The 19062-nt window shown below is 74.4% G+C and carries 15 protein-coding genes and 1 riboswitch; of the genes, 5 read left to right on the top strand and 10 right to left on the bottom strand.

The annotated features are described in order from the left end of the window. Positions 1 to 75: 75 nt before the first annotated feature. Positions 76 to 636 carry a GNAT family N-acetyltransferase gene (locus ACFWWU_RS12590; RefSeq protein ID WP_384143114.1) on the bottom strand — a complete coding sequence of 187 codons (561 nt, stop codon included), beginning with the start codon at positions 634 to 636 and terminating at the stop codon, positions 76 to 78. Then, a complete protein-coding gene (locus ACFWWU_RS12585) occupies positions 633 to 2714 on the bottom strand; it encodes a penicillin acylase family protein (protein WP_384143111.1) in 2082 nt (693 codons plus the stop codon). The genes ACFWWU_RS12590 and ACFWWU_RS12585 overlap by 4 nt, the downstream gene beginning before the upstream one ends. An 89-nt stretch (positions 2715 to 2803) precedes the next feature. Here ACFWWU_RS12585 and ACFWWU_RS12580 point away from each other — a divergent pair, with 89 nt between their 5' ends. After that, complete coding sequence (locus tag ACFWWU_RS12580) at positions 2804 to 3523, top strand: siderophore-interacting protein (protein ID WP_384143108.1); 720 nt, start codon at positions 2804 to 2806, stop codon at positions 3521 to 3523. A 320-nt stretch (positions 3524 to 3843) separates the two neighbouring features. Further along, positions 3844 to 4866 (top strand): SCO1860 family LAETG-anchored protein, encoded by a 1023-nt coding sequence (locus tag ACFWWU_RS12575; RefSeq protein ID WP_384143105.1) that lies wholly within the window; start codon positions 3844 to 3846, stop codon positions 4864 to 4866. A 147-nt stretch (positions 4867 to 5013) separates the two neighbouring features. Here the strand turns inward: ACFWWU_RS12575 and cobC are convergent, their stop codons facing one another. Then, a complete protein-coding gene (gene cobC / locus ACFWWU_RS12570; RefSeq protein WP_384143102.1) occupies positions 5014 to 6555 on the bottom strand; it encodes an Rv2231c family pyridoxal phosphate-dependent protein CobC in 1542 nt (513 codons plus the stop codon). A gap of 66 nt (positions 6556 to 6621) precedes the next feature. Here cobC and ACFWWU_RS12565 point away from each other — a divergent pair, with 66 nt between their 5' ends. Beyond that, positions 6622 to 7350, top strand: coding sequence for a ZIP family metal transporter (locus ACFWWU_RS12565; RefSeq protein WP_384143099.1), 729 nt, complete (start codon positions 6622 to 6624; stop codon positions 7348 to 7350). 2 nt (positions 7351 to 7352) lie between these two features. On the opposite strand, the gene ACFWWU_RS12560 is transcribed toward ACFWWU_RS12565, so the two are convergent. The 7 genes from ACFWWU_RS12560 to ACFWWU_RS12530 all read right to left on the bottom strand — a co-directional run bounded on the left by ACFWWU_RS12560 (position 7353) and on the right by ACFWWU_RS12530 (position 16019). Next, complete coding sequence (locus tag ACFWWU_RS12560; RefSeq protein WP_384143096.1) at positions 7353 to 8816, bottom strand: cobyrinate a,c-diamide synthase; 1464 nt, start codon at positions 8814 to 8816, stop codon at positions 7353 to 7355. Beyond that, positions 8810 to 9418, bottom strand: a complete 609-nt coding sequence (cobO, locus tag ACFWWU_RS12555) for a cob(I)yrinic acid a,c-diamide adenosyltransferase (RefSeq protein WP_329624182.1) — start codon at positions 9416 to 9418, stop codon at positions 8810 to 8812. Before cobO ends, ACFWWU_RS12560 begins: the two co-directional genes overlap by 7 nt. Further along, complete coding sequence (locus ACFWWU_RS12550) at positions 9418 to 11469, bottom strand: putative cobaltochelatase (RefSeq protein ID WP_384143092.1); 2052 nt, start codon at positions 11467 to 11469, stop codon at positions 9418 to 9420. Before ACFWWU_RS12550 ends, cobO begins: the two co-directional genes overlap by 1 nt. 169 nt (positions 11470 to 11638) lie before the next feature. Next, a complete protein-coding gene (locus tag ACFWWU_RS12545) occupies positions 11639 to 13210 on the bottom strand; it encodes a cobyric acid synthase (protein ID WP_384143089.1) in 1572 nt (523 codons plus the stop codon). Next, positions 13207 to 14190, bottom strand: a complete 984-nt coding sequence (locus ACFWWU_RS12540) for a cobalamin biosynthesis protein (RefSeq protein WP_384143086.1) — start codon at positions 14188 to 14190, stop codon at positions 13207 to 13209. Before ACFWWU_RS12540 ends, ACFWWU_RS12545 begins: the two co-directional genes overlap by 4 nt. A 33-nt stretch (positions 14191 to 14223) precedes the next feature. Continuing rightward, positions 14224 to 14356, bottom strand: a riboswitch (cobalamin riboswitch). Between the two features lie 157 nt (positions 14357 to 14513). Beyond that, positions 14514 to 14735 (bottom strand): hypothetical protein, encoded by a 222-nt coding sequence (locus ACFWWU_RS12535; protein WP_384143083.1) that lies wholly within the window; start codon positions 14733 to 14735, stop codon positions 14514 to 14516. 12 nt (positions 14736 to 14747) lie between these two features. Next, positions 14748 to 16019: an anion permease gene (locus ACFWWU_RS12530; protein WP_384143080.1), complete on the bottom strand. Its 1272-nt coding sequence runs from the start codon at positions 16017 to 16019 to the stop codon at positions 14748 to 14750. Positions 16020 to 16392: 373 nt separating this feature from the next. Between ACFWWU_RS12530 and ACFWWU_RS12525 the strand changes: the two genes are divergently transcribed. Both ACFWWU_RS12525 and ACFWWU_RS12520 read left to right on the top strand, forming a co-directional pair. After that, positions 16393 to 17520: an alpha/beta hydrolase gene (locus ACFWWU_RS12525; RefSeq protein WP_384143077.1), complete on the top strand. Its 1128-nt coding sequence runs from the start codon at positions 16393 to 16395 to the stop codon at positions 17518 to 17520. Between the two features lie 100 nt (positions 17521 to 17620). Further along, positions 17621 to 19054: a hypothetical protein gene (locus ACFWWU_RS12520; RefSeq protein ID WP_384143074.1), complete on the top strand. Its 1434-nt coding sequence runs from the start codon at positions 17621 to 17623 to the stop codon at positions 19052 to 19054. Positions 19055 to 19062 lie beyond the last annotated feature (8 nt).

Genomic DNA, 19062 nt, shown 5'->3' with positions numbered 1-19062 from the left:
CGGTCGGCGGGCCGGTCGGCGGGCCTGTCAGCGGGCCTGTCTGCGGGCCTGTCGGCGGGCCTGTCGGCGGGCCGGTCAGCGGGTCAGGAAGGCGAGCCGGGCCCGCTTCTCCGGGATGAAGACCTCCGGCAGGTCCACCTCGGGCAGGACGACCTCAGGGCCCAGCTCGAAGCCGGCCCGGACCATCCGGGCGATCGCCTTCTCGTTGGCGGCGTCGGGCTCGACGACGACCCGGGTGCGGTCCCTCAGCGAGAAGGCGACGAGCGCGCTGATGAGTCCGGCTGTGAAGCCGGACCGGGGGGTCGCGCTCGGCGCGATCAGGAAGTGGACGCCGATGTCGCCGGGCTCCACCGTGTAGCACTCGCTGACCCGGTCCGCCTCGGGATCGTACGTCTGGAACAGTGCGACGGGCTCCCCGTCCAGGCCGACCAGGAAGCCGTGGTGGGTGGTGAGCGAGTCCAGGTGCGCGTAGATGTCCCGGACCTGCTCGACGGTGGTCCCGCCCATGCCCCAGAACCGGGCGCGCTCCTCGTTGACCCAGCCGTGCAGGAGTGGGGCGTCGCGGTCGGGCTCGATGGGCCGGATCGTGACGGTGCCGAAGCCCTCGACGCTCTGGACGTGTACGGCGGTGGTCATCCCTGCTCCTTGGTGAGGTACTGCCAGTCGGTCGTGACGGGGGCGAGCTCGCCCCGCAGCCACAGGGGGAGCTGGTCGCGGTGGTGCGGGTCGCCGGGCACCCCGGACGCCCCGAACGGCACGATCCAGCCACTCCGTTCGCGGTCGGCGAGGTCCCAGACGTAGCGGGCGGCGGAGGCGCGGGCGCTCCGGTCGGTCCAGCCGGGCACGCTCGACGTGGACAGGACGCAGTCGTGGTCCCCGGCGAGCCCCGGCCACTGCGCGTCGTCGGTGTCGGGGAGCGCCTGCCAGGGCGCGAGGCGGTGGGTCACGCCCCACGCGGCGGGCGGCTCAGCGGCCCCGACCTCCGCGAGGGCCTCGCGCACGATCCGGTCGACGTCCCCGGCCGGCACGGGCCCGGCCGTGAGCAGCGTCTCCAGGGCGTAGGCGACCCGGGGTCCGAGGGCCAGCCAGGGACGGAACAGCTCGGGGTACGGGGCGGGTTCGCGCAGCGCCGCGAAGGCCTCGTGCCCGGCGAGCCGCCGCACCACGGCGCCGCGCACGGCCGCGTACAGGCCCGCGTCGGTGCTCTCCGCCGCCATCCGCCGGTCCCAGCCGAGCAGCCGCTCGCGCACGGCGGAGGCGGCGGGGGTGAGGCCATCGGCCACCCGCCGCACCGCCGCGAGGAGGCGGGCCGCCGAGGGGTTGTCGGTGTCGGTGTGGACGGCGGTCGTGGACTCCGGGGTCCACTCCGACGAGGCGTCGAGGAGCTCGCCGATGCGGGCGGCCCGGTGCGGCGGGGCGAACTCGACGCCGAGGGGCGCGGCGAGCCCCCGGGCGTTGGCCATGACGGCGTGGCCGCGGACCTCGGCGCGGGGCAGCGGCGCGGGCGCGGGCTCCCAGTCGTGCGCCGGATCCCAGGCGGGTACGAGACGCAGGGAGTTGGCCCGGTCCCGTACGGGTACGTGGCCGGCGACCCGGTGCAGCAGCCCGCCCCGGGTGTCGGCGGCCTGGACGACGTTCACGGGCTCGACCCAGCCGTCGAGGGCCGCGTCCACATCGGCGACGGTCCGGGCGCGCAGCAGCCCGGGCAGGGCCCCGAAGCCGAGCTCCCCGGTGACCCGGGGCGGGTACCGGAGGGCGACGGCCTCCCACTCCGAGGAGTCGTGTCCGGGCTCGCCGTCCGCCCCGATGATCACGGGTCCCCGGTCCGTCTCCACCACCTCGATCACGACGGGCTCGCCGCCCGCGACCTCGATCGTCTCCGTGTGCGCCGCCGCCGGGCGCCACCCCTCGGGGCCGAAGGCCTCGACGTCGCCGCCCGGCAGCCGGCGGAGCCGCTCCCGGTACAGGTCCTGGTAGTCGGCCATGGCGTTGGTGATCGCCCAGGCCACCGAGCCGGTGTGGCCGAAGTGGGCGAGCCCGGGGACGCCGGGCACGGCGATGCCCACGACGTCGTACGCGGGGCAGGCGAGCCGGATCTGCTGGTAGACGCCCGGCGCCTCGATGAACCGGTGCGGGTCGCCGGCCACCAGCGCCGCGCCGCTCGCGGTCCGCTCGCCGGACACCACCCAGCCGTTGGAGCCCGCGGTGCCGGGGCCGTCCGTCGCGAAGAGCTCCGTCCACTCCTCGCCGAGCCGGGTGGCGACCTGCTCCCGCCACAGCTTGGTGGGGAAGCCCGCGAAGAGGATGTGGGTGGAGAGCCAGACGGCGAGCGGGGTCCACGGCTCCCACCGCCCGGGTACGAGGCCGGTCTCCGCGAACTCGGGTGCGCGGCCGGCCCCGTCCGCCAGGCCGTCGTTGACGCCGTCCACGTACGCGCGGACCCAGGCGGCCGTCGGCGCGTCGGAGGCTTCGAGGCGCGCGAAGCAGCGGCGGGCGGTGTCGGCGAGCCGCGCCTGCCGGGCGAAGGTGTCCCAGCCGAGCTCGGCGGCGCCGAGGAAGGCGGCGGTGGTGCCCTGGGCCCGGTGCCGCTCGACCTCCAGCTGCCAGGCGCGGTCGCGGGCGGTGACCCGGCCCTGGGCGAAGGCGAGTTCCTCCGGGTCCGTGGCGCGCAGATGAGGGACGCCCCAGGCGTCCCGGTAGACCTCGATGCTCACGGAGAACCCCGATCCCGTCCGTATCTTTTACAGAACCTTAGGTTAGGCTGACCTAAGTAATTTACAGGAGTCCAGGGGAGGAGATCACGGTGGGGCATGGCTGGCAGGGGGCGGTCCTCAAACTGTTTCGCGGCAAGGACTTCACGTTCACGGTGACGGGGGCCGAGCAGGTCACCGAGGACTACCGCAGGGTGCGCTTCACGGACGGCGGCCTGCTCGCCGCGGCCGGCATCCACCCGACGATGTGGGTGCGCCTCTGGTTCGACGACGCGGGCAAGCCGCACCAGCGCGCGTACACCCTGGTCGACCCCGACCTGACCGCGGGCACCTTCAGTCTCGAATTCGCCCTCCACGACGGCGTCGCCAGCCGCTGGGCCCGCGCCTGCGCCCCCGGCGACACCGTGGAGGCCACGCTCCAGGGCACCGGCTTCGAGGCGCCCGACCCGCTCCCCGCGCGGCTGCTCGTGGTCGGCGACCCGGCCTCCCTGCCCGCTGTCAACTCCCTGCTCGACGCGCTCCCCGGCGTCCCCGCCACCGTCTGGTTCGAGACGCAGCACGCCTCCGACGACGAGCTGCCGGTCCGGCTCGACCCCGCGCACCACGAGCTGCGCCGGGTCCCGCGCCAGGGCGGCGGTGCCGACCTCGTCGCCCGCGTGAAGGCCGAGCTGCCCGAGCTCGCGGACGCCGCCTCGTACGTCTGGATCGCCTGCGACGCGGCGACGACCCGCACGCTCGCCGCGTACGCCCGCAAGGAGCTCGCCCTTCCCAAGGAGCGTGTCCACGCGCTCGGGTACTGGCGCGCGAGCTGATCCCGCGCCCGGGGCGTCGCGTTGACGATCCGTTACCCCGGGCGGTGGCGGGTCGTTTTCACTTTCTCCCACGCGCCCCTGCACGCACCCACCCGTGCCCGCTCGTGCGAAAGACGCGGGACGTGCGGGAACGGTTGTGTCGAGAAAAATCGAAAATGAACACGGAAACCCCCCTTTGGAGTGAACTCACGTCAGGCGACTGTCGGTTCACTCTCCGTGCGTAAAGATTCCGGTGTCTCAAGTCGCCGAGGCCGCGCCGACCCACCGTCCCCGTGGTGAGCGGCCGGCGACGCCATGTCTCTTGTGGGGGTTCCACCATCTTGAACAGCAACACCTTCCGCGCGCCCGTACGCCGCACCGCCGCCGCCGCGACCGTGGCCGCCCTGGCCGTCGGCCCCGTGCTCCTCGCGGCCCCGGCGGCGCACGCCACGGGCGGCGAAGGGCGTGCCACCGCCGTCGTCCTGCGGGCCGGCCTCGACGTCTCCCTCCTCGGCGAGACGGTGAAGGTGCCGGTGCGCGCCTCGCTCAACGAGGTCAAGGCGCCCGAGACCGAGAGCGAGACCGCGCTCACCGTGAAGGTGCAGGGGGCCGAGGGCGGAAAGCCGATCGACATCCTCGCCGCCGAGGTCGCCACCTCCGAGGCCACCGTGAACAAGACGAAGGCCGAAGGCCACGTGAACCTGGTCAAGGCGAAGGTCCACGTCCCCGGCATTCCGCTGCTCTCCCTCATCGAGGTCGAGAAGGTCACCTCCAAGGCGCTGTGCGAGGTGGGGAAGAAGCCCGTCGCCGAGTCCAACGTCCTCGGGCACGTGACCGTCTTCGGCAAGAAGACCACCCTCTCCACCGGCGGCCGGACCCAGGTGACCGTGCCCGGCATCGGTCAGGTCACCCTGGACCTCTCCCGTACCTCCACCACCTCCCGCACCGCGGCGGCGACGGCCCTCGAACTCACGGTGGAGGTCGACCCGCTGAAGCTGGGCGTGGCCGAGGTCAACGGCACCGTGACGCTCGCCGAGGCGACCTGCGAGACGCCCGAGGGTCCGGCGCCGACGGAGGAGCCCACCAAGGAGCCCACGAAGCAGCCCACCGAGCGGCCGACGGAGCAGCCCACCCAGGAGCCCGGCGAGCGGCCCTCCGAGCAGCCCACACAGAAGCCCACCGTCGAGCCGGGCACCGACGGCGGCGTGAAGACCAACAACGGCGGCACCACCCCGACCGAGAACCTCGCCGAGACCGGTGGCAGCTCCTCCACCACGTACATCGCGGCGGGCGCGCTCGCCCTCCTGGTGGCCGGCGGCGGCGCGCTCGCGGTCACCCGCTCGCGTGCCCGCTCGCGCGGCTGACGGCCCGAGGGGGAGGCGCCGGGGGGTGCCGGAGGAGTAGGGGAAGCAGGAAAACGGAGGTGCGGGGAGGGCGACGGTGACGACGTCGCCCTCCCCGCACCACGTCGCCCTCCCCGCACCCCCTCGCGCGCTTCCTTACGGGGGCGGTCAGCCGCCCAGCAGGAGCGCCTGGTCCAAGGCCTGGAGGAAACGGTTCGTCGTGGCCCGGTCCCGGACCGCGAGCCGCAGCCAGTTCCGGTCGAGCCCCGGGAACGTGTCGCCCCGCCGGGCCGCGAAGCCGAGGAGGCGCAGCCGGTCCCGTATCGCGTCCGCCCCGTCGATCCGCAGCAGGACGAAGGGGCCCTCCGCCCCGGCGACCGTCCGCACCTCGTCGAACTCGGCGAGACCGGCGAGCAGATGCGCCCGCTCCACACCGATCCGGTGCGCCGCGTGCTCGGCCTCCGCGAGCGCCAGCCGCGACATACAGGCCTCCGCCGCCACCAGGGCCGGCGTCGACACCGGCCACAGCGGCTGCGCCCGCTCCAGCAGGGCGATCGTCTCCGGCTCGGCGAGGACGTACCCGATCCGCAGGCCCGCGAGCCCCCAGGTCTTGGTGAGGCTGCGCAGCACCACGAGCCCCGGCACATCGGTCCGCCCGGCCAGCGACTCCCGCTCGCCCGGCACCGCGTCCATGAACGCCTCGTCGACCACCAGCGTCCGCCCGGGCCGGGCCAGGGCGGCGATCGAGTCGGCCGGATGCAGGACGGAGGTCGGGTTCGTGGGGTTCCCGATCACCACCAGGTCCGCGTCCTCCGGCACCGCCGCCGGATCCAGCCGGAAACCGTCCTCCTCGCGCAGCAACACCCGGCCCACCTCGTGCCCGGCGTCGCGCAGCGCCGCCTCCGGCTCGGTGAACTGCGGGTGCACCACCACGGGCCGACGCGCCGGCAGCGCCCGCGCGAGCAGCACGAAGGCCTCCGCGGCGCCGGCCGTGAGGAGCACCCGGCCGGGCGGCAGATCGTGCCGCACGGCGACCGCGGCCCGCGCGGCACGGCCGTCGGGATAGGCCGCGAGGCCGGTCAGCGAATCGGCGATTCTCTTCCGCAGCCAGTCCGGAGGGGTGTTCGTCCGGACGTTGACCGCGAGATCGATCAACTTCTCGTCCCGGACCTCGGCGTCACCGTGGTGGCGCAGGTCGTGGGCGTCGGATTGCGTGTGCGTGTCCATGGCCGCCGTCGTGTGGGGGGTGGGGATGGTGGGGGGTGAGCCAGGCTCGCCAGCGATGTACCCGTGAGCCAGGTGCAACAACCGTACGCCTGGCGCATGTTCGTCCGGACAAACCGGTACGCACGTGGCGATCGCACACGTAACGCGCCGCGACTTCCGCTTCGGTACGAGCAGCACGCCCCGACGGGACCCGGTGGGCCCGCCGGACCCGTCGGCCCCCGCGCCCGCCGTGAGCAGGGCCGCCGCCTCCGCCACCGACGGCGTCCCCGTCGCGTCCAGCGGCAGCGCCGACGGATGCGGTACGGAGACGGCGGCCAGCTCCCCGGCCGAGAACCCCCGCACCGGAACCCCCAGCTCCCCGGCCGCGCCCGTGACGCCCGGCTCGGCGGCCCGCGCGTCCAGCGTGGCGAGCGACCGCACGGCCGCCCGCGTCAGCCCCGCCTCCCGCAGCACCACGTCGGCCAGCGCGAGCACTTCGTCCACCGGAACCCCCGACCGGGCCCCCACGCCGAGGTGCGCGCAGACCGCCCCATCCGATAGCAAAGGCCCATGGCTGTGGTCGTCGCGCTCGGCGCGTTCCTCATGACGCTCTTCGGCGGCTGGGTCGCGCAACGCGTCACCGACCGCCGCCACCTCGTCCTCGGCCTCGCCGGCGGACTCATGCTCGGCGTCGTCGGACTCGACCTCCTGCCGGAGGCTCTGGAGGCCGCGGGGGAGGAGGTCTTCGGCGTCCCGGAGGCCCTGCTGCTCTTCGTCGGAGGCTTCCTCTTCGCCCACGTGGTGGAGCGTCTCCTCGCCGTCCGCCAGGCGGCACACGGGGTCGGCGCCGACGAGAGGGTCCCGCAGGTCGGTCTCACCGCCGCCGCCGCGATGGTCCTGCACAGCCTCATGGACGGCATCGCCCTCGGCGCGGCCTTCCAGGTCGGCGGCGGCATGGGCGCCACCGTCGCGCTCGCCGTCATCACCCACGACTTCGCCGACGGCTTCAACACGTACACGATCACGAGCCTCTACGGGAACGCCCGCCGCAAGGCCATCGGCATGCTCGTCGCCGACGCGGTCGCCCCGATCCTCGGCGCCGCCTCCACCCTGCTGTTCACCCTTCCGGAGGAACTTCTCGGCAGCTATCTCGGTTTCTTCGGCGGCGCCCTGCTCTACCTCGCCGCCGCCGAGATCCTGCCCGAGGCCCACCACGAACACCCCGCCCGCTCGACCCTGCTGTGCACGGTCGCGGGCGTGGGCTTCATCTGGCTCGTGGTGGGCGTCTCCGGCGGCTGAACTCACCCGCAGTGCTCCACGAACCGCAGCGCCGCCCCCGGCGCTCCCGCCCAGTGCGTGTGCACGTAACTGGCGTGCACCCCGCCCTGGACGAAGCCCTCGACGCGCCGCTCCGGCTGCCGCAGTCCCCAGGCGGCCCGGTCCCCGGCGCCCGGCTCGATCACGGTCCGGTGGAACTCGTGCCCCCGCATCCGCGCCCCGGCCGGCGCGAGCACGCTGTCGCTCACGGCGACCGCGTCGCGGTACCCGAGCGTCAGCCGCTCCGACATCCGCGCGTCCGCGTCGAGCACCCCGCACATGGGCCTGCCGTCGAGGGACCGCGCCAGGTACAGCAGCCCCGCGCACTCGGCGGCGATCGGCGCCCCGGCCGCGGCGAGCTCGGCGACGGCCTTCCGCAACGGCTCGTTGGCGGACAGCTCGGCCCCGTACATCTCGGGAAACCCGCCGCCTATGACGAGCCCGGACGTGCCCTCGGGCAGCGCCTCGTCCCGCAGCGGATCAAAGGTCACGACCTCGGCCCCGGCAGCGGTGAGCAGCTCGGCGTGCTCGGCGTAGGAGAACGTGAACGCGGCCCCACCAGCGACGGCGACCCGAGGTGTGGCCCCGCCTCCCGCCGCCGGTGTGGGCATGCGGTCCGCCGACCTCGTGGTGGGCATGCGTTCCGCCGGGGCCGGGGGTACCTCCCCGGCGGAGCTCTGGGGGAGGGTGGGCACGACGCGACCACCGGCGTGCGGCCGTCCCGCCACCCCCGGATCCCACGCCTCCGCGTGCAGCTCGGGCGCGCTGCGGGCCAGCGCCAAAAGGGCCTCCAGGTCGCATCCCTGGAGCACCTGCTCGGCCTGCGCGGCCACCGCGGAAACCGCCGCAGCCTGCCGCTCGGCAACAGGGACCAAGCCCAGGTGCCGCGAAGGCGTCGCCACGGCAGGAGCCCGCCGCAGCACCCCGAGCACCGGCACCCCCGACTCGCCCAGCGCCTCCCGCAGCAGATGCTCGTGCCGATCCGTCGCGACCTTGTTCAGGATCACGCCGCCGATCCGCACCTCCGGATCCCACGACGCGAACCCGTGCACGAGCGCCGCCACCGACCGCGACTGCGACGACGCGTCCACGACGAGCACCACCGGCGCCTTGAGCAGCTTCGCCACCTGCGCGGTGGACGCCAGCTCGCCCTGGTCGGCGGCCCCGTCGTACAGGCCCATGACGCCCTCGACCACGGCCAGGTCGCAGCCACGCGCCCCGTGCGCGAAGAGCGGCGCGATCAGCCCCGTACCGCACATGTACGCGTCGAGGTTGCGCCCCGGGCGGCCGGTCGCGAGCGCGTGGTAACCCGGGTCGATGTAGTCGGGCCCGACCTTGTGCGGGGACACGGCCAGCCCACGGCCCGCGAACGCGGCCATCAGGCCGGTCGCGACCGTGGTCTTGCCCGCACCGGACGACGGCGCGGCGATGACGAGACGTGCTACCACTCGATGCCCCGCTGGCCCTTCTGACCGGCGTCCATCGGGTGCTTGACCTTGGACATGTCGGTGACGAGATCGGCGAAGTCGACCAGCTCCTGCGGCGCGTTGCGCCCGGTGATGACGACGTGCTGGTGCCCGGGCCGGTCGCGGAGGACCTCGACGACCTCCTTGGTGTCGATCCACCCCCAGTGCAGCAGGTAGGCGAACTCGTCGAGGACGTAGAACTTGTACCGCTCCTCGGCGAGGTCCCGCTTGACCTGCTCCCAGCCCTCGCGGGCCTTCTCCTCGTGCGACTGCTCGCCCTCGGCGACCTCGCGCTGGATCCAGGACCAGCCCTCGCCCATCTTGTTCCAGGTGACCGTGCCGCCCTTGCCGGTCTCGCCGAGCGCCTTGAGGGCGTTCTCCTCGCCGACCTTCCACTTGGCGGACTTGACGAACTGGAACACCCCGATCGGCCAGCCCTGGTTCCAGGCGCGCAGCGCCATGCCGAACGCGGCCGTCGACTTCCCCTTGCCGACGCCCGTGTGCACCATCACGAGTGCGCGGTTGCGGCGCTGACGGGTGGTGAGACCGTCGTCGGGCACGACGGTCGGCTGTCCCTGCGGCATTAAGCGGCCCTCCTGGTTGTCTGTTCTGCCTGTACGTCCCTGACGAGGCCGGCGATCGAGTCGGCCCGCAGCTCGTCCAAGGTGACGGCGGTGCCGCCGAGTTCGCGTGCGAGGCTCCCGGCGAGCCCGAGCCGCACCGGACCGGTCTCGCAGTCCACGACCACGCTCGCCGTGCCCTCGGCGGCGTGCAGCCGCGCCGCCCGGGCGGCCAGCGCCACCGGGTCGGCGCCGCCGCCGGTCGCGCGCCCGTCGGTCACGACGACGAGCAGCGGACGGCGCGAGGGGTCCCGCAGCCGCTCGATCCGCAGGACGTCATGGGCCTTGAGGAGCCCGGCCGACAGCGGCGTACGGCCACCGGTCGGGAGCTTCTCCAGACGTGCGGCGGCCGCGTCCACGGACGAGGTCGGCGGCAGCGCGAGGTCGGCGGTACGGCCCCGGAAGGTGATCAGGCCGACCTTGTCGCGCCGCTGGTAGGCGTCGAGGAGCAGGGAGAGCACCGCCCCCTTCACGGCGCTCATCCGCTGCCGGGCCGCCATCGAGCCCGAGGCGTCCACGGCGAAGAGCACGAGGTTCCCCTCGCGCCCCTCGCGGGTCGCCTGCCGCAGGTCGTCCCGCCGGACGACGAGCCCGGGACCGGTCCGCCCGCGCGCCCGCTGGTGCGGGGCGGCGGCCTGCACGGTCGCCGTGAGGTGCAGCTTGGTCAGCGCGCCCCGGGGCCGGGTGGCCCCGGTGGTGCGGCCGTGTTCGGTACGGGCCCGGGAGCGGCGACCGGCGGCGCCCTCGCCGAGACCGGGCACGCTCAGCATCTTCGTACGGAAGGGCTCGGCGGCCTGGACGGCCGCGCGCTCACCGGCGCCGGAGCCCTGCGGGGCGGGCGCGGGAGCCTCGGCGGGAGCGGGGGTGTCCTCGGGGGCGCTGTCGGTCTCGGGGGCCGGGCCTTCGCCCTGCGGCGGAATGCCACCGCCGCCGGGACCGCCGTCACCCGGACCGTCGGGACCGTCCGGCTCGGGGTCCTCGTCGGGGTCGGTCTGCGGCTCCTCGCCCTTGAACTGCTCCAGGGTCTCGTCGAGCTTGTCCTCGTCGAGTCCGGGCGCGTCGAAGGGGTTGCGGCGGCGCCGGTGGGGGAGGGCCAGGAGCGCGGCCTGCCGCACGTCCTCGGAGGTGACCTCGGTCCGTCCGGCCCAGGCTGCGAGGGCGGTCGCCGCCCGCGCCATGACGATGTCGGCGCGCATGCCGTCGACCTCGAACGCGGCGCAGGTCGCGGCGATCTGGAGCAGCGCGGCGTCCCCGAGGACCACCTTCGGGAGCAGGTCGCGGGCGGCGATGATCCGCGCGCGCAGATCGGCCTCCTCGCCGGCCCAGCGCGCGGCGAACGCGGCCGGGTCGTCCTCGAAGGCGAGCCGCCGCCGGACGACCTCCACCCGCTGCTCGGGCACGCGGGACGCGGCGACCTCCACGGTCAGTCCGAACCGGTCGAGCAACTGCGGCCGCAGCTCGCCCTCTTCGGGGTTCATGGTCCCGACGAGAAGGAAACGGGCGGCGTGGCGCACGGAGACGCCCTCGCGCTCGACGTGGGAGGCGCCCATGGCGGCGGCGTCGAGCAAGAGGTCGATGAGATGGTCGTGGAGAAGGTTGACCTCGTCGACGTACAGAATGCTCCGGTGAGCCGCAGCGAGGAGCCCCGGCTCGAAGGCCTTCACGCCCTCGGCGAGCGCCTTCTCGATGTCGAGCGCGCCGACGAGCCGGTCCTCGGAGGCGCCGACGGGCAACTCGACCATCCGCGCGGCGCGTTCGGTGCCGGAGGCGGCGATGTGCGGCCCGTCCGGGCAGTCGGCATAGGGCGACGCCGGATCGCAACTGAACCGACAGCCGGTCACCACGGGAACCACCGGCAGCAGATCGGCGAGCGCGCGGACGGCCGTGGACTTGGCGGTCCCCTTCTCACCCCGGACGAGCACACCGCCCACCGCCGGACTGACCGCGTTCAGCAGCAGCGCGAGCCGCAGATCGTCCATGCCGACGACGGCGGTGAACGGATACCGGGTGCTCATCGAGTCTTCCTTCCATCAAGTCCGCGTCGTTCGCCGGCAGGCGCCGACGGCGGGCGACCACCCACAGGGACCACCCGCGCCTTCTTCGTCGATCCGCCCGGGTGGTGCGGGTGGGAACAACAGCCCGGCCGGAGGCCGGGCGCAGTCCTCGTGCGGCTCCGCCGCGCGCTCACGGCGCACCCGGCGGCACGAACGGCAGCCCCGCCGGGGCCCCCTCCTCGATCAGCCGCAGCAGCGCGTCCGTGTCCGCGTGCTCCTCGATCAGGTCGCCGAGTCGGTCCAGTTGCTCTTCCCGCAGCGTGCCGAACGACGTGTCGGGGGCCGGCACGAACCGCCGCCCCGCCGCCGCCGCGACCTCCCGCAGGAACGCCCGCCGGAACCCGTCGCTCTCCAGCGAGCCGTGCCAGTGGGTGCCCCACACGGCGCCGACCCGGCACCCGTCCAGGAACGGTTCTCCACCGTCCACCGACGCGACGCCGTGGTGGATCTCGTACCCCTCGACCCGCTCCCCGAGCGCCTCCCCGACCGGTCGGGAGAGGGTCTTCTCGCGCGCGAACCGCACCCGTACGGGCAGCAGCCCGAGCCCGTCGACGGCCCCCGCCTTCGACTCGACCTCGTCCTCGATGTGCTCACCGAGCACCTGGAAGCCGCCGCAGATCCCGAGCACCGGCAGCCCCTCGGCCGCGCGCCTCACGAGCTCCTCCGCCAACCCCCGCTCCCGCAGCCACGCGAGGGCCTTCACCGTCCCCCGGGTCCCCGGCACGACGACGAGGTCCGCGTCGACGAGTTCCTCCGGCCGGTCCACGAACCGGACGACGACGCCCGGCTCGGCGGCCAGCGCGTCGACGTCGGTGAAGTTCGACATGAGCGGCACGGCGCACACGGCGACCCGCAGCACGTCCGCGCCGACCGGCGGCGCGACGACCGACTCGCGCACGGTGCCCCGCAGCGAGACCCGGAGCCCGTCCTCCTCGTCGATGCCGAGCCCGTGCGCGTACGGCAGGACGCCGAAGGTCCGGCGCCCGGTCAGTCCGTGCAGCATGTCGAGGCCGGGCTCAAGGAGGGTCACGTCACCGCGGAACTTGTTCACGAGGTATCCGGCGACGAGCGACTGGTCCTCGGGGCTCAGCAGCGCCGTCGTCCCGAAGAACTGGGCGAAGACCCCGCCCCGGTCGATGTCGCCGACCACGACGACGGGCAGCCGCGCGGCCCGCGCGATGCCCATGTTCACGATGTCCGTGCGCCGCAGGTTGATCTCGGCCGGACTGCCCGCCCCCTCGCAGATCACGGCGTCGTACATGCCCCGGAGTTCCTCCAGGCACGCCATCACCGGCTCGAAGAGTTCCTTCTGCCGCCCCCCGTGCAGTGCCTTCCCGGGGGCCACTGCGCCTGACTGCGGCTGCGCCGCGGGCCCGGACGCCCCGAAGAACCCGCGTGCGCTGAGCTCGCCCACCGGCTTGCCCATCAGGACGACCTGGCTGGACCGGTCGCTGCCCGGCTTGAGCAGGACCGGGTTCATGAGCGCGGTCGGCTCGACCCGGGCGGCCTGCGCCTGCATGGCCTGGGCCCGCCCGATCTCGGCGCCCTCGCGGGTCACGAAGGAGTTGAGGGACATGTTCTGCCCCTTGAACGGCGCCACCTTCACGCCCTTGCGGACCAGCCAGCGGCAGATGCCGGCCGTCACGACGCTCTTGCCGGCGTCGGACGTGGTCCCGGCGACCAGCAGACCCCCACCCCTCATGCGTTCCTCCGCTTCGCGCGCTTCACGGCACCGATGATCATGCGGCCGCCGACACAGGCGGCCAGGGTCAGTGCGGTCACCCGGCGCGAGAGCCGGACCGCCCGGTCGATGTCGGCGACCTCGACGGGCCGCCCTTCCCCGTTGAGCACGGGCCGGTGCTCGACCCGCCCGCCGTACGCGAGGGTCCCCCCGAGCCGTACGCCGAGGGAGCCCGCGAAGGAGGCCTCGACGGGGCCCGCGTTGGGGCTCGGGTGCTTGGCCGCGTCCGCCCGCCAGGCCCGTACGGCTCCGCGCGGATTGCCTCCGGCGAGCGTCGCGGCGGCGGCCGTCAGCCGGGCCCCGGGCCAGCCGGCCACGTCGTCGAGCCGGGCCGAGGCCCAGCCGAAGCGGCGGTGGCGCGGGGACTTGTGGCCGACCATCGCGTCGAGGGTGTTGACGGCCCGGAAGGCGACGAGGCCCGGCACGCCCGCGACGGCGCCCCAGAAGAGGGCGCCGACCACGGCGTCGGAGGTGTTCTCGGCGACGGACTCGACGACCGCGCGGGCCATCGCGGGGCCGTCCAGGGACTGCGGGTCGCGCCCGCACAGGTGCGGCAGCCGCTCCCGGGCGACCTCCAGGTCCCCGGCGGCGAGCGCCCCGCCGATCGCGCGGGCCTCCCGCCCCAGGGTCGTACCGCCGACGACGGCCCAGACGGAGGCGGCGGTCAGCGCCACGGCGGCGGCCGGCCGGTCCCGTACGGCCCGGGCGGCGAGTGCGCCGAGGGCGGCGGTGGAGCCGGCGCAGACGGCGGTGTGCAGGGCGCCCCAGCCGCGGTGGTCGTGGTGCAGGCGCTGTTCGACGGCGGCGGCAGCGCGGCCGAAGGCGGCGACGGGATGTCCGCGGCGGGGATCGCCGACGAGCCGGTCGACGGCGAGCCCGAGGGCCGCGCCGTACGCGAATCCGTCCGGGGAAAGGCTGCTGGCTCTGATGCGGCCGGGCATGGCGCAGGTCCTCACTCAGGGTCCGCGCCCTGGATCGACGTGACCGGCGGCGAGAGTTCCTGACTCCCGGACCCTTCGGATCCGGTCACAGTGGCGGGACCGCGCCGGATTCGCACCGGACTTCCTCTGCTGCCGCCGTAATGGCCTCGGCAGTCCACCACGGCCCGCGAACACCCGTCAACTCACCCTTGACCTGCGACAGGTCACTGTGCGAAGCACCACAGACACGGACCCCGGCGAGCACCACGAACACGGCGGCCGGGCGGCCCGCACCCGAAGGTGCGGACCGCCCGGCCGCCGTACGGAGGTGAAGAAGGGGACCGTCAGACGACGATCAGGTAGATGCCGTAGGCCACGGCCGCCAGGCACAGGCCGAAGCAGGCGTAGGCGCCGGTCCGGGCCATCGTGGCCGAGCCGCCCTGGGCGGCGGCCTGCTCCTGCTTGGAGAGGCCGATGATGCCGAGGGTGAAGAGGCCCACGAGGGCGACGGTCGCCACGAGGCTGACTCCGAAGACGGAGCCGAGAGCTGCCCAGTCGATCTTCATGTCGTTGGTTCCTTACACCGCTGCGGCGGGGGCCGGGGGAGCGGCCGGGTCCGTGGGAACCGGCGAGGGGATGGTGGTCTTCAGGTCCTCGTCCGCGACGGCGGCGACGGAACCGGCCGGCGGCGGGGTGACGGCCGCGATCGCGGTGGTCACCACACCCGCGGGCTCGGACGTGCCGTCGAGGTCGTCGTCGGTGACGTTGTTGTGGTCGACCGGCTTGCGGCGGGACAGCGACCAGATGACGGCCGAGCCGGAGACCAGCAGGACCGCGACGGCGGCGATGCCCCAGGGGCCCTGCTTGGTGAGGAACTCGGCACCGGCACCGATCAGGCCCGCGGCGGGCAGGGTCAGACCCCAGGCGACGAACATCCGGGTCGCGGTCGACCAGCGGACGACGCCGCCCTTGCGGCCGAGGCCCGCGCCCATCACGGCACCCGAGCAGGACTGGGTGGTGGAGAGGGAGAAGCCGAGGTGCGAGGAGGCCAGGATGACCGTGGCGGCGCTGGTCTGGGCGGCGAAGCCCTGCTGCGGCTGGAGGTCGGTGAGGCCCTTGCCCATGGTGCGGATGATGCGCCAGCCGCCGAGGTAGGTGCCGAGCGCGATCGCGACGCCGGCGGCGACGATGACCCAGAGGGGCGGGTTGGAGCCGGGGGCGACGACGCCCTGGGTGACCAGGGCGAGGGTGATGATGCCCATCGTCTTCTGGGCGTCGTTGGTGCCGTGGGCGAGGGAGACGAGACCCGCGGAGGCGATCTGGCCGACCCGGTAGCCCTTGGCGGTGTGCCTCGTGTCGGTCTTGGCGCCGATCTTGTACGTCAGCCGGGTGGCCAGCATCGCGGCGAGACCGGCGACGAGCGGCGCGGCGACGGCGGGGATGAGGACCTTGGTGACGATGGTGGGGCCGTTCACGGCCGACCAGCCGGCCGACATGACCGCGGCGCCGATGAGGCCGCCGAAGAGGGCGTGGGAGGAGCTGGACGGCAGGCCCACGAGCCAGGTCAACAGGTTCCACAGGATGGCGCCCACGAGCGCCGCGAAGATCACTTCTGTACGAATGCCCTCTTCGTTGATGATCCCGCCGGAGATCGTCTTGGCGACCTCCACGGACAGGAACGCGCCGACGAGGTTCAGCACGGCGGACATGGCCACCGCCGTCTTGGGCTTCAGTGCACCGGTCGAGATGGTCGTGGCCATCGCGTTGGCGGTGTCGTGGAAACCGTTCGTGAAATCGAACACGAGAGCTGTCACGACCACAATGGCGAGCAGCAGCGTGATGTGTTCCATTTACCCAGGCAATCGTTTGACGTCAGTGGCTCGACGAACGTAAGCAACCTGAGTGAACGGAAGGTGAACTGGGGCGGGCGGCATGGTGTCCCCATCCGGTGTCAAGAGATTCCGCTTAGGCCTCCGCCGGAGGGGATGTCCACGATGCGGTCGCCCTGCGACCCCGGGTAATCCGGGCTCCGCCAAGGCACCGGCGACACGGCCCGGTTCGCCCCCCGCCGCCCCGTTCCGCCCCCTGGACCGAACCATCCGATCAGGGGACCCCGCCGAGGAGACCCATGTCACTCCCCGGGGGCGCCCGACCGCACGGGAACGACACCCCGGCCGGGTCCGCCCGGTGGCAGGCCGCCCGCGACCTGCCGACACTGGGAGCGTGCGCCCGGCTACAGCGACGGCAGCGGCCGTCACCACCCTGATCGGTGTCGGTGCGGCCGCGGTAGCGGCCGGCCGGTACGCCAGCGACGTCGCCCTCAGGGTGCCGTCCGGACGACCACTCCCGGGAGACCCCAGACTCACCGTGCACGCCACGGGACCCGAACGGATCACCCTCACCCGCAGCCTCGCCTCGCTGCGCCCCGGCACGTACGGGATCGAGGCCCCCGGCCTGCACGCCGTCCTCGGCCCCGTCCTCGACCGGGTCCCGCACACCGCCGACACCGTCGTCCGCCGCCTGGAACGGGTCGAGCTCGGCGTCCTCGGCCCCGGCGCCCGCGTCCGCCTCACCCCCCAGCTCCACGTCGGCACGCCGATCGGCGCCCTCGGGCTCGCCCACGAGGACGTCGAGATCCCCGGCGAGCTAGGCCCCCTGCCCGGCTGGCTCGTGGCCGCCCCGCGCACCACGTGGGTGATCGCGCTGCACGGCCTCGGCACCACCCGCGAGCACCCCCTGAACCTCGTCCCCTTCTTCAACCGCCGCAAGATCCCGGTCCTCGTCCCCTCCTACCGAGGCGACGAGGGGGCGCCCGCCTCCCCGGACGGTCTCGCCCACCTCGGCGACTCCGAGTGGCGGGACGTCGACGCCGCCATCCGCTACGCCGTCCGCCGCGGCGCCGACAAGGTCGTCCTGCACGGCTGGGGGACCGGCGCCGCGATGGCCCTGCGCGCCGCCGTCGAGTCGGGCGTACGGGACCGGATCAGGGGCATCGTCCTCGACTCCCCGGTCCTGGACTGGGAAGCCACGCTCCGCAGCCTCGCCACGGCCCACCACGTCCCCGGACCCCTGCTCCCGCTCGCCGTCCGCGCCGCCCAGGGCCGGACGGGGCCCCACGGGGACCGGCTCCAGGCCGCCTCGGAACCGGGCGCCCTGCGCGTCCCGGTCCTCCTCCTGCACGGCCCGGACGACACGCTCGCCCCCTGGGAGCCGTCCGTCGAGCTCGCCGCCCGCCGCCCCGATCTGGTCACCCTGCACACGGTCCGGCACGCCCCGCACGCGGCGATGTGGAACGCCGACCCCGTCCGCTACGAGGAGGCCCTGCGCCGCTTCCTCACCCCCCTGCTCTGACGACGCCCACCCCCTGCTCCGACGGCCGCTCCGACGGCCGTTCCGACGGGGCCGCGGATTCCGATTGGGCTTTCGGGCCGTCAGCGGGAAGACTGCCCCCGTGACGTCTCGAAAGCCCGATGAACCATTGGCGCGCAACTCCAGACTCCGACTCGTCCGCCCGCGGGCGCTGGCCACCGCCCGACGGGCCGTGACGACCCGGCGCACCCGGCCGGCGCCGCGGCCGCCCGAGGGCACTCCGCCCCGCGCGGAACTCGCCCGCCAGGCCCGGCACGTCCTCGCCGACGCCGTACGGATCGCCCGCTGGGCCGCCGTCGAGCGCGGTCCCGAATCCGCCCTCCGCGCGGGCGCCGAAGCCACCGCCCAGGAACGGGCCGCGGCCGCACTGGACCTGACGCCCGGCCAGATCCGGGCCGGCTGGGACCGGGCCCGGCTCGCGGGACTCGTCGAGCTCCACGGCGACACCGCCCGCCCCGGCTGGCGGCTGCACGCGTGGGACCGCGATGACTCCGCCGTCCTGCGCGGCTGGGTCGCCCTCTTCGACGCCTGGTCCCTGGTCCACCCGGCCCCCGAGGGCGTCGCGCCGAGCGCGGTCGCCGAGGTCGTCGAGGCCGTCCCGCAGGTGCTCTCCCTGCTCCAGCTCTCCCAGGGCCCGGTGCTCGTCCCGGCTCTCCTGGACCTGCTCGGCCAGCGCGTCGAGGAGCTGCGCGAGGAGCGCTGCGAGGTCCCGGTGACCGACCAGGCCCCCGAGCCGGTGGCGAACACCGCCCCCGAGCCCCCCGAGACACCTCGCGGCACGGACGGGCTCCCCGCCCTCCTCGACTGGGCCCTGGAAGGCCTGGCGGCCGTCGGCGCGCTCACCCTCGACCCCGGTGCGGACGCCCGGCACGCCACCCTGACCCCGCTCGGGAACTGGGCGGTCTGGGTCAAGCTGGAGCAGATCTGCGTCGCCGCGCAGAGCCCCGCGGGCAACATCGAGCAGTCCGCCGAGGACATGCTCCGCGGCTGCGCCCGGCTCACCCCGGGACCGGCCCGCGCCGAGTACCGCGCCTGGCTCGCGGCCCGCACCCTCTCCAGCGCGGTCGGCGAGCTGCTCGCCGTCGCGAGGGGCGAGGACGCCCTCCTGCGCGGCCTCGCCTTCGAGGCGCTCCGGGTCGTCGGAGCCCCCGCCGAGGCCGAGGTCCGGGCCACCGTCGCCGAACCCTCTCTGCGTCCGTACGCGCTGCTCTGGCTGGCGGAGTACGAGGGTGCCGACCCCGACGACGCCCAGGAGGTGCTCACCCGCGAGGAGGCGACCTGGCTCTGGGTGGACACGGCGGCGGCCGTCGCCGACCACGGCGAGAGCGAGCTGCTCGTCCGCCACCTCGAATCCGCCGTCCAGGGGACCGTCCCGGCGCTGCTCGACGAGGTCAGGGCCGTCGGCCACCCCCGGACCGTCCAGGTCCTGGTCGCCCTGGCCGCGGCCCACCCGGACCCGGCCCTGTCCAAGGCGGTCCGCCGGGCCGCCTTCCAGGTCCACACCGGCGGATCCTGACGCGCACC

Origin of the sequence: Streptomyces sp. NPDC058650 (genome assembly GCF_042717315.1) — a bacterium.
Lineage (GTDB): Bacteria > Actinomycetota > Actinomycetes > Streptomycetales > Streptomycetaceae > Streptomyces.
Note: the sequence above shows the minus strand (reverse complement) of the source record. Positions and strands in the feature narration are given on the sequence as shown.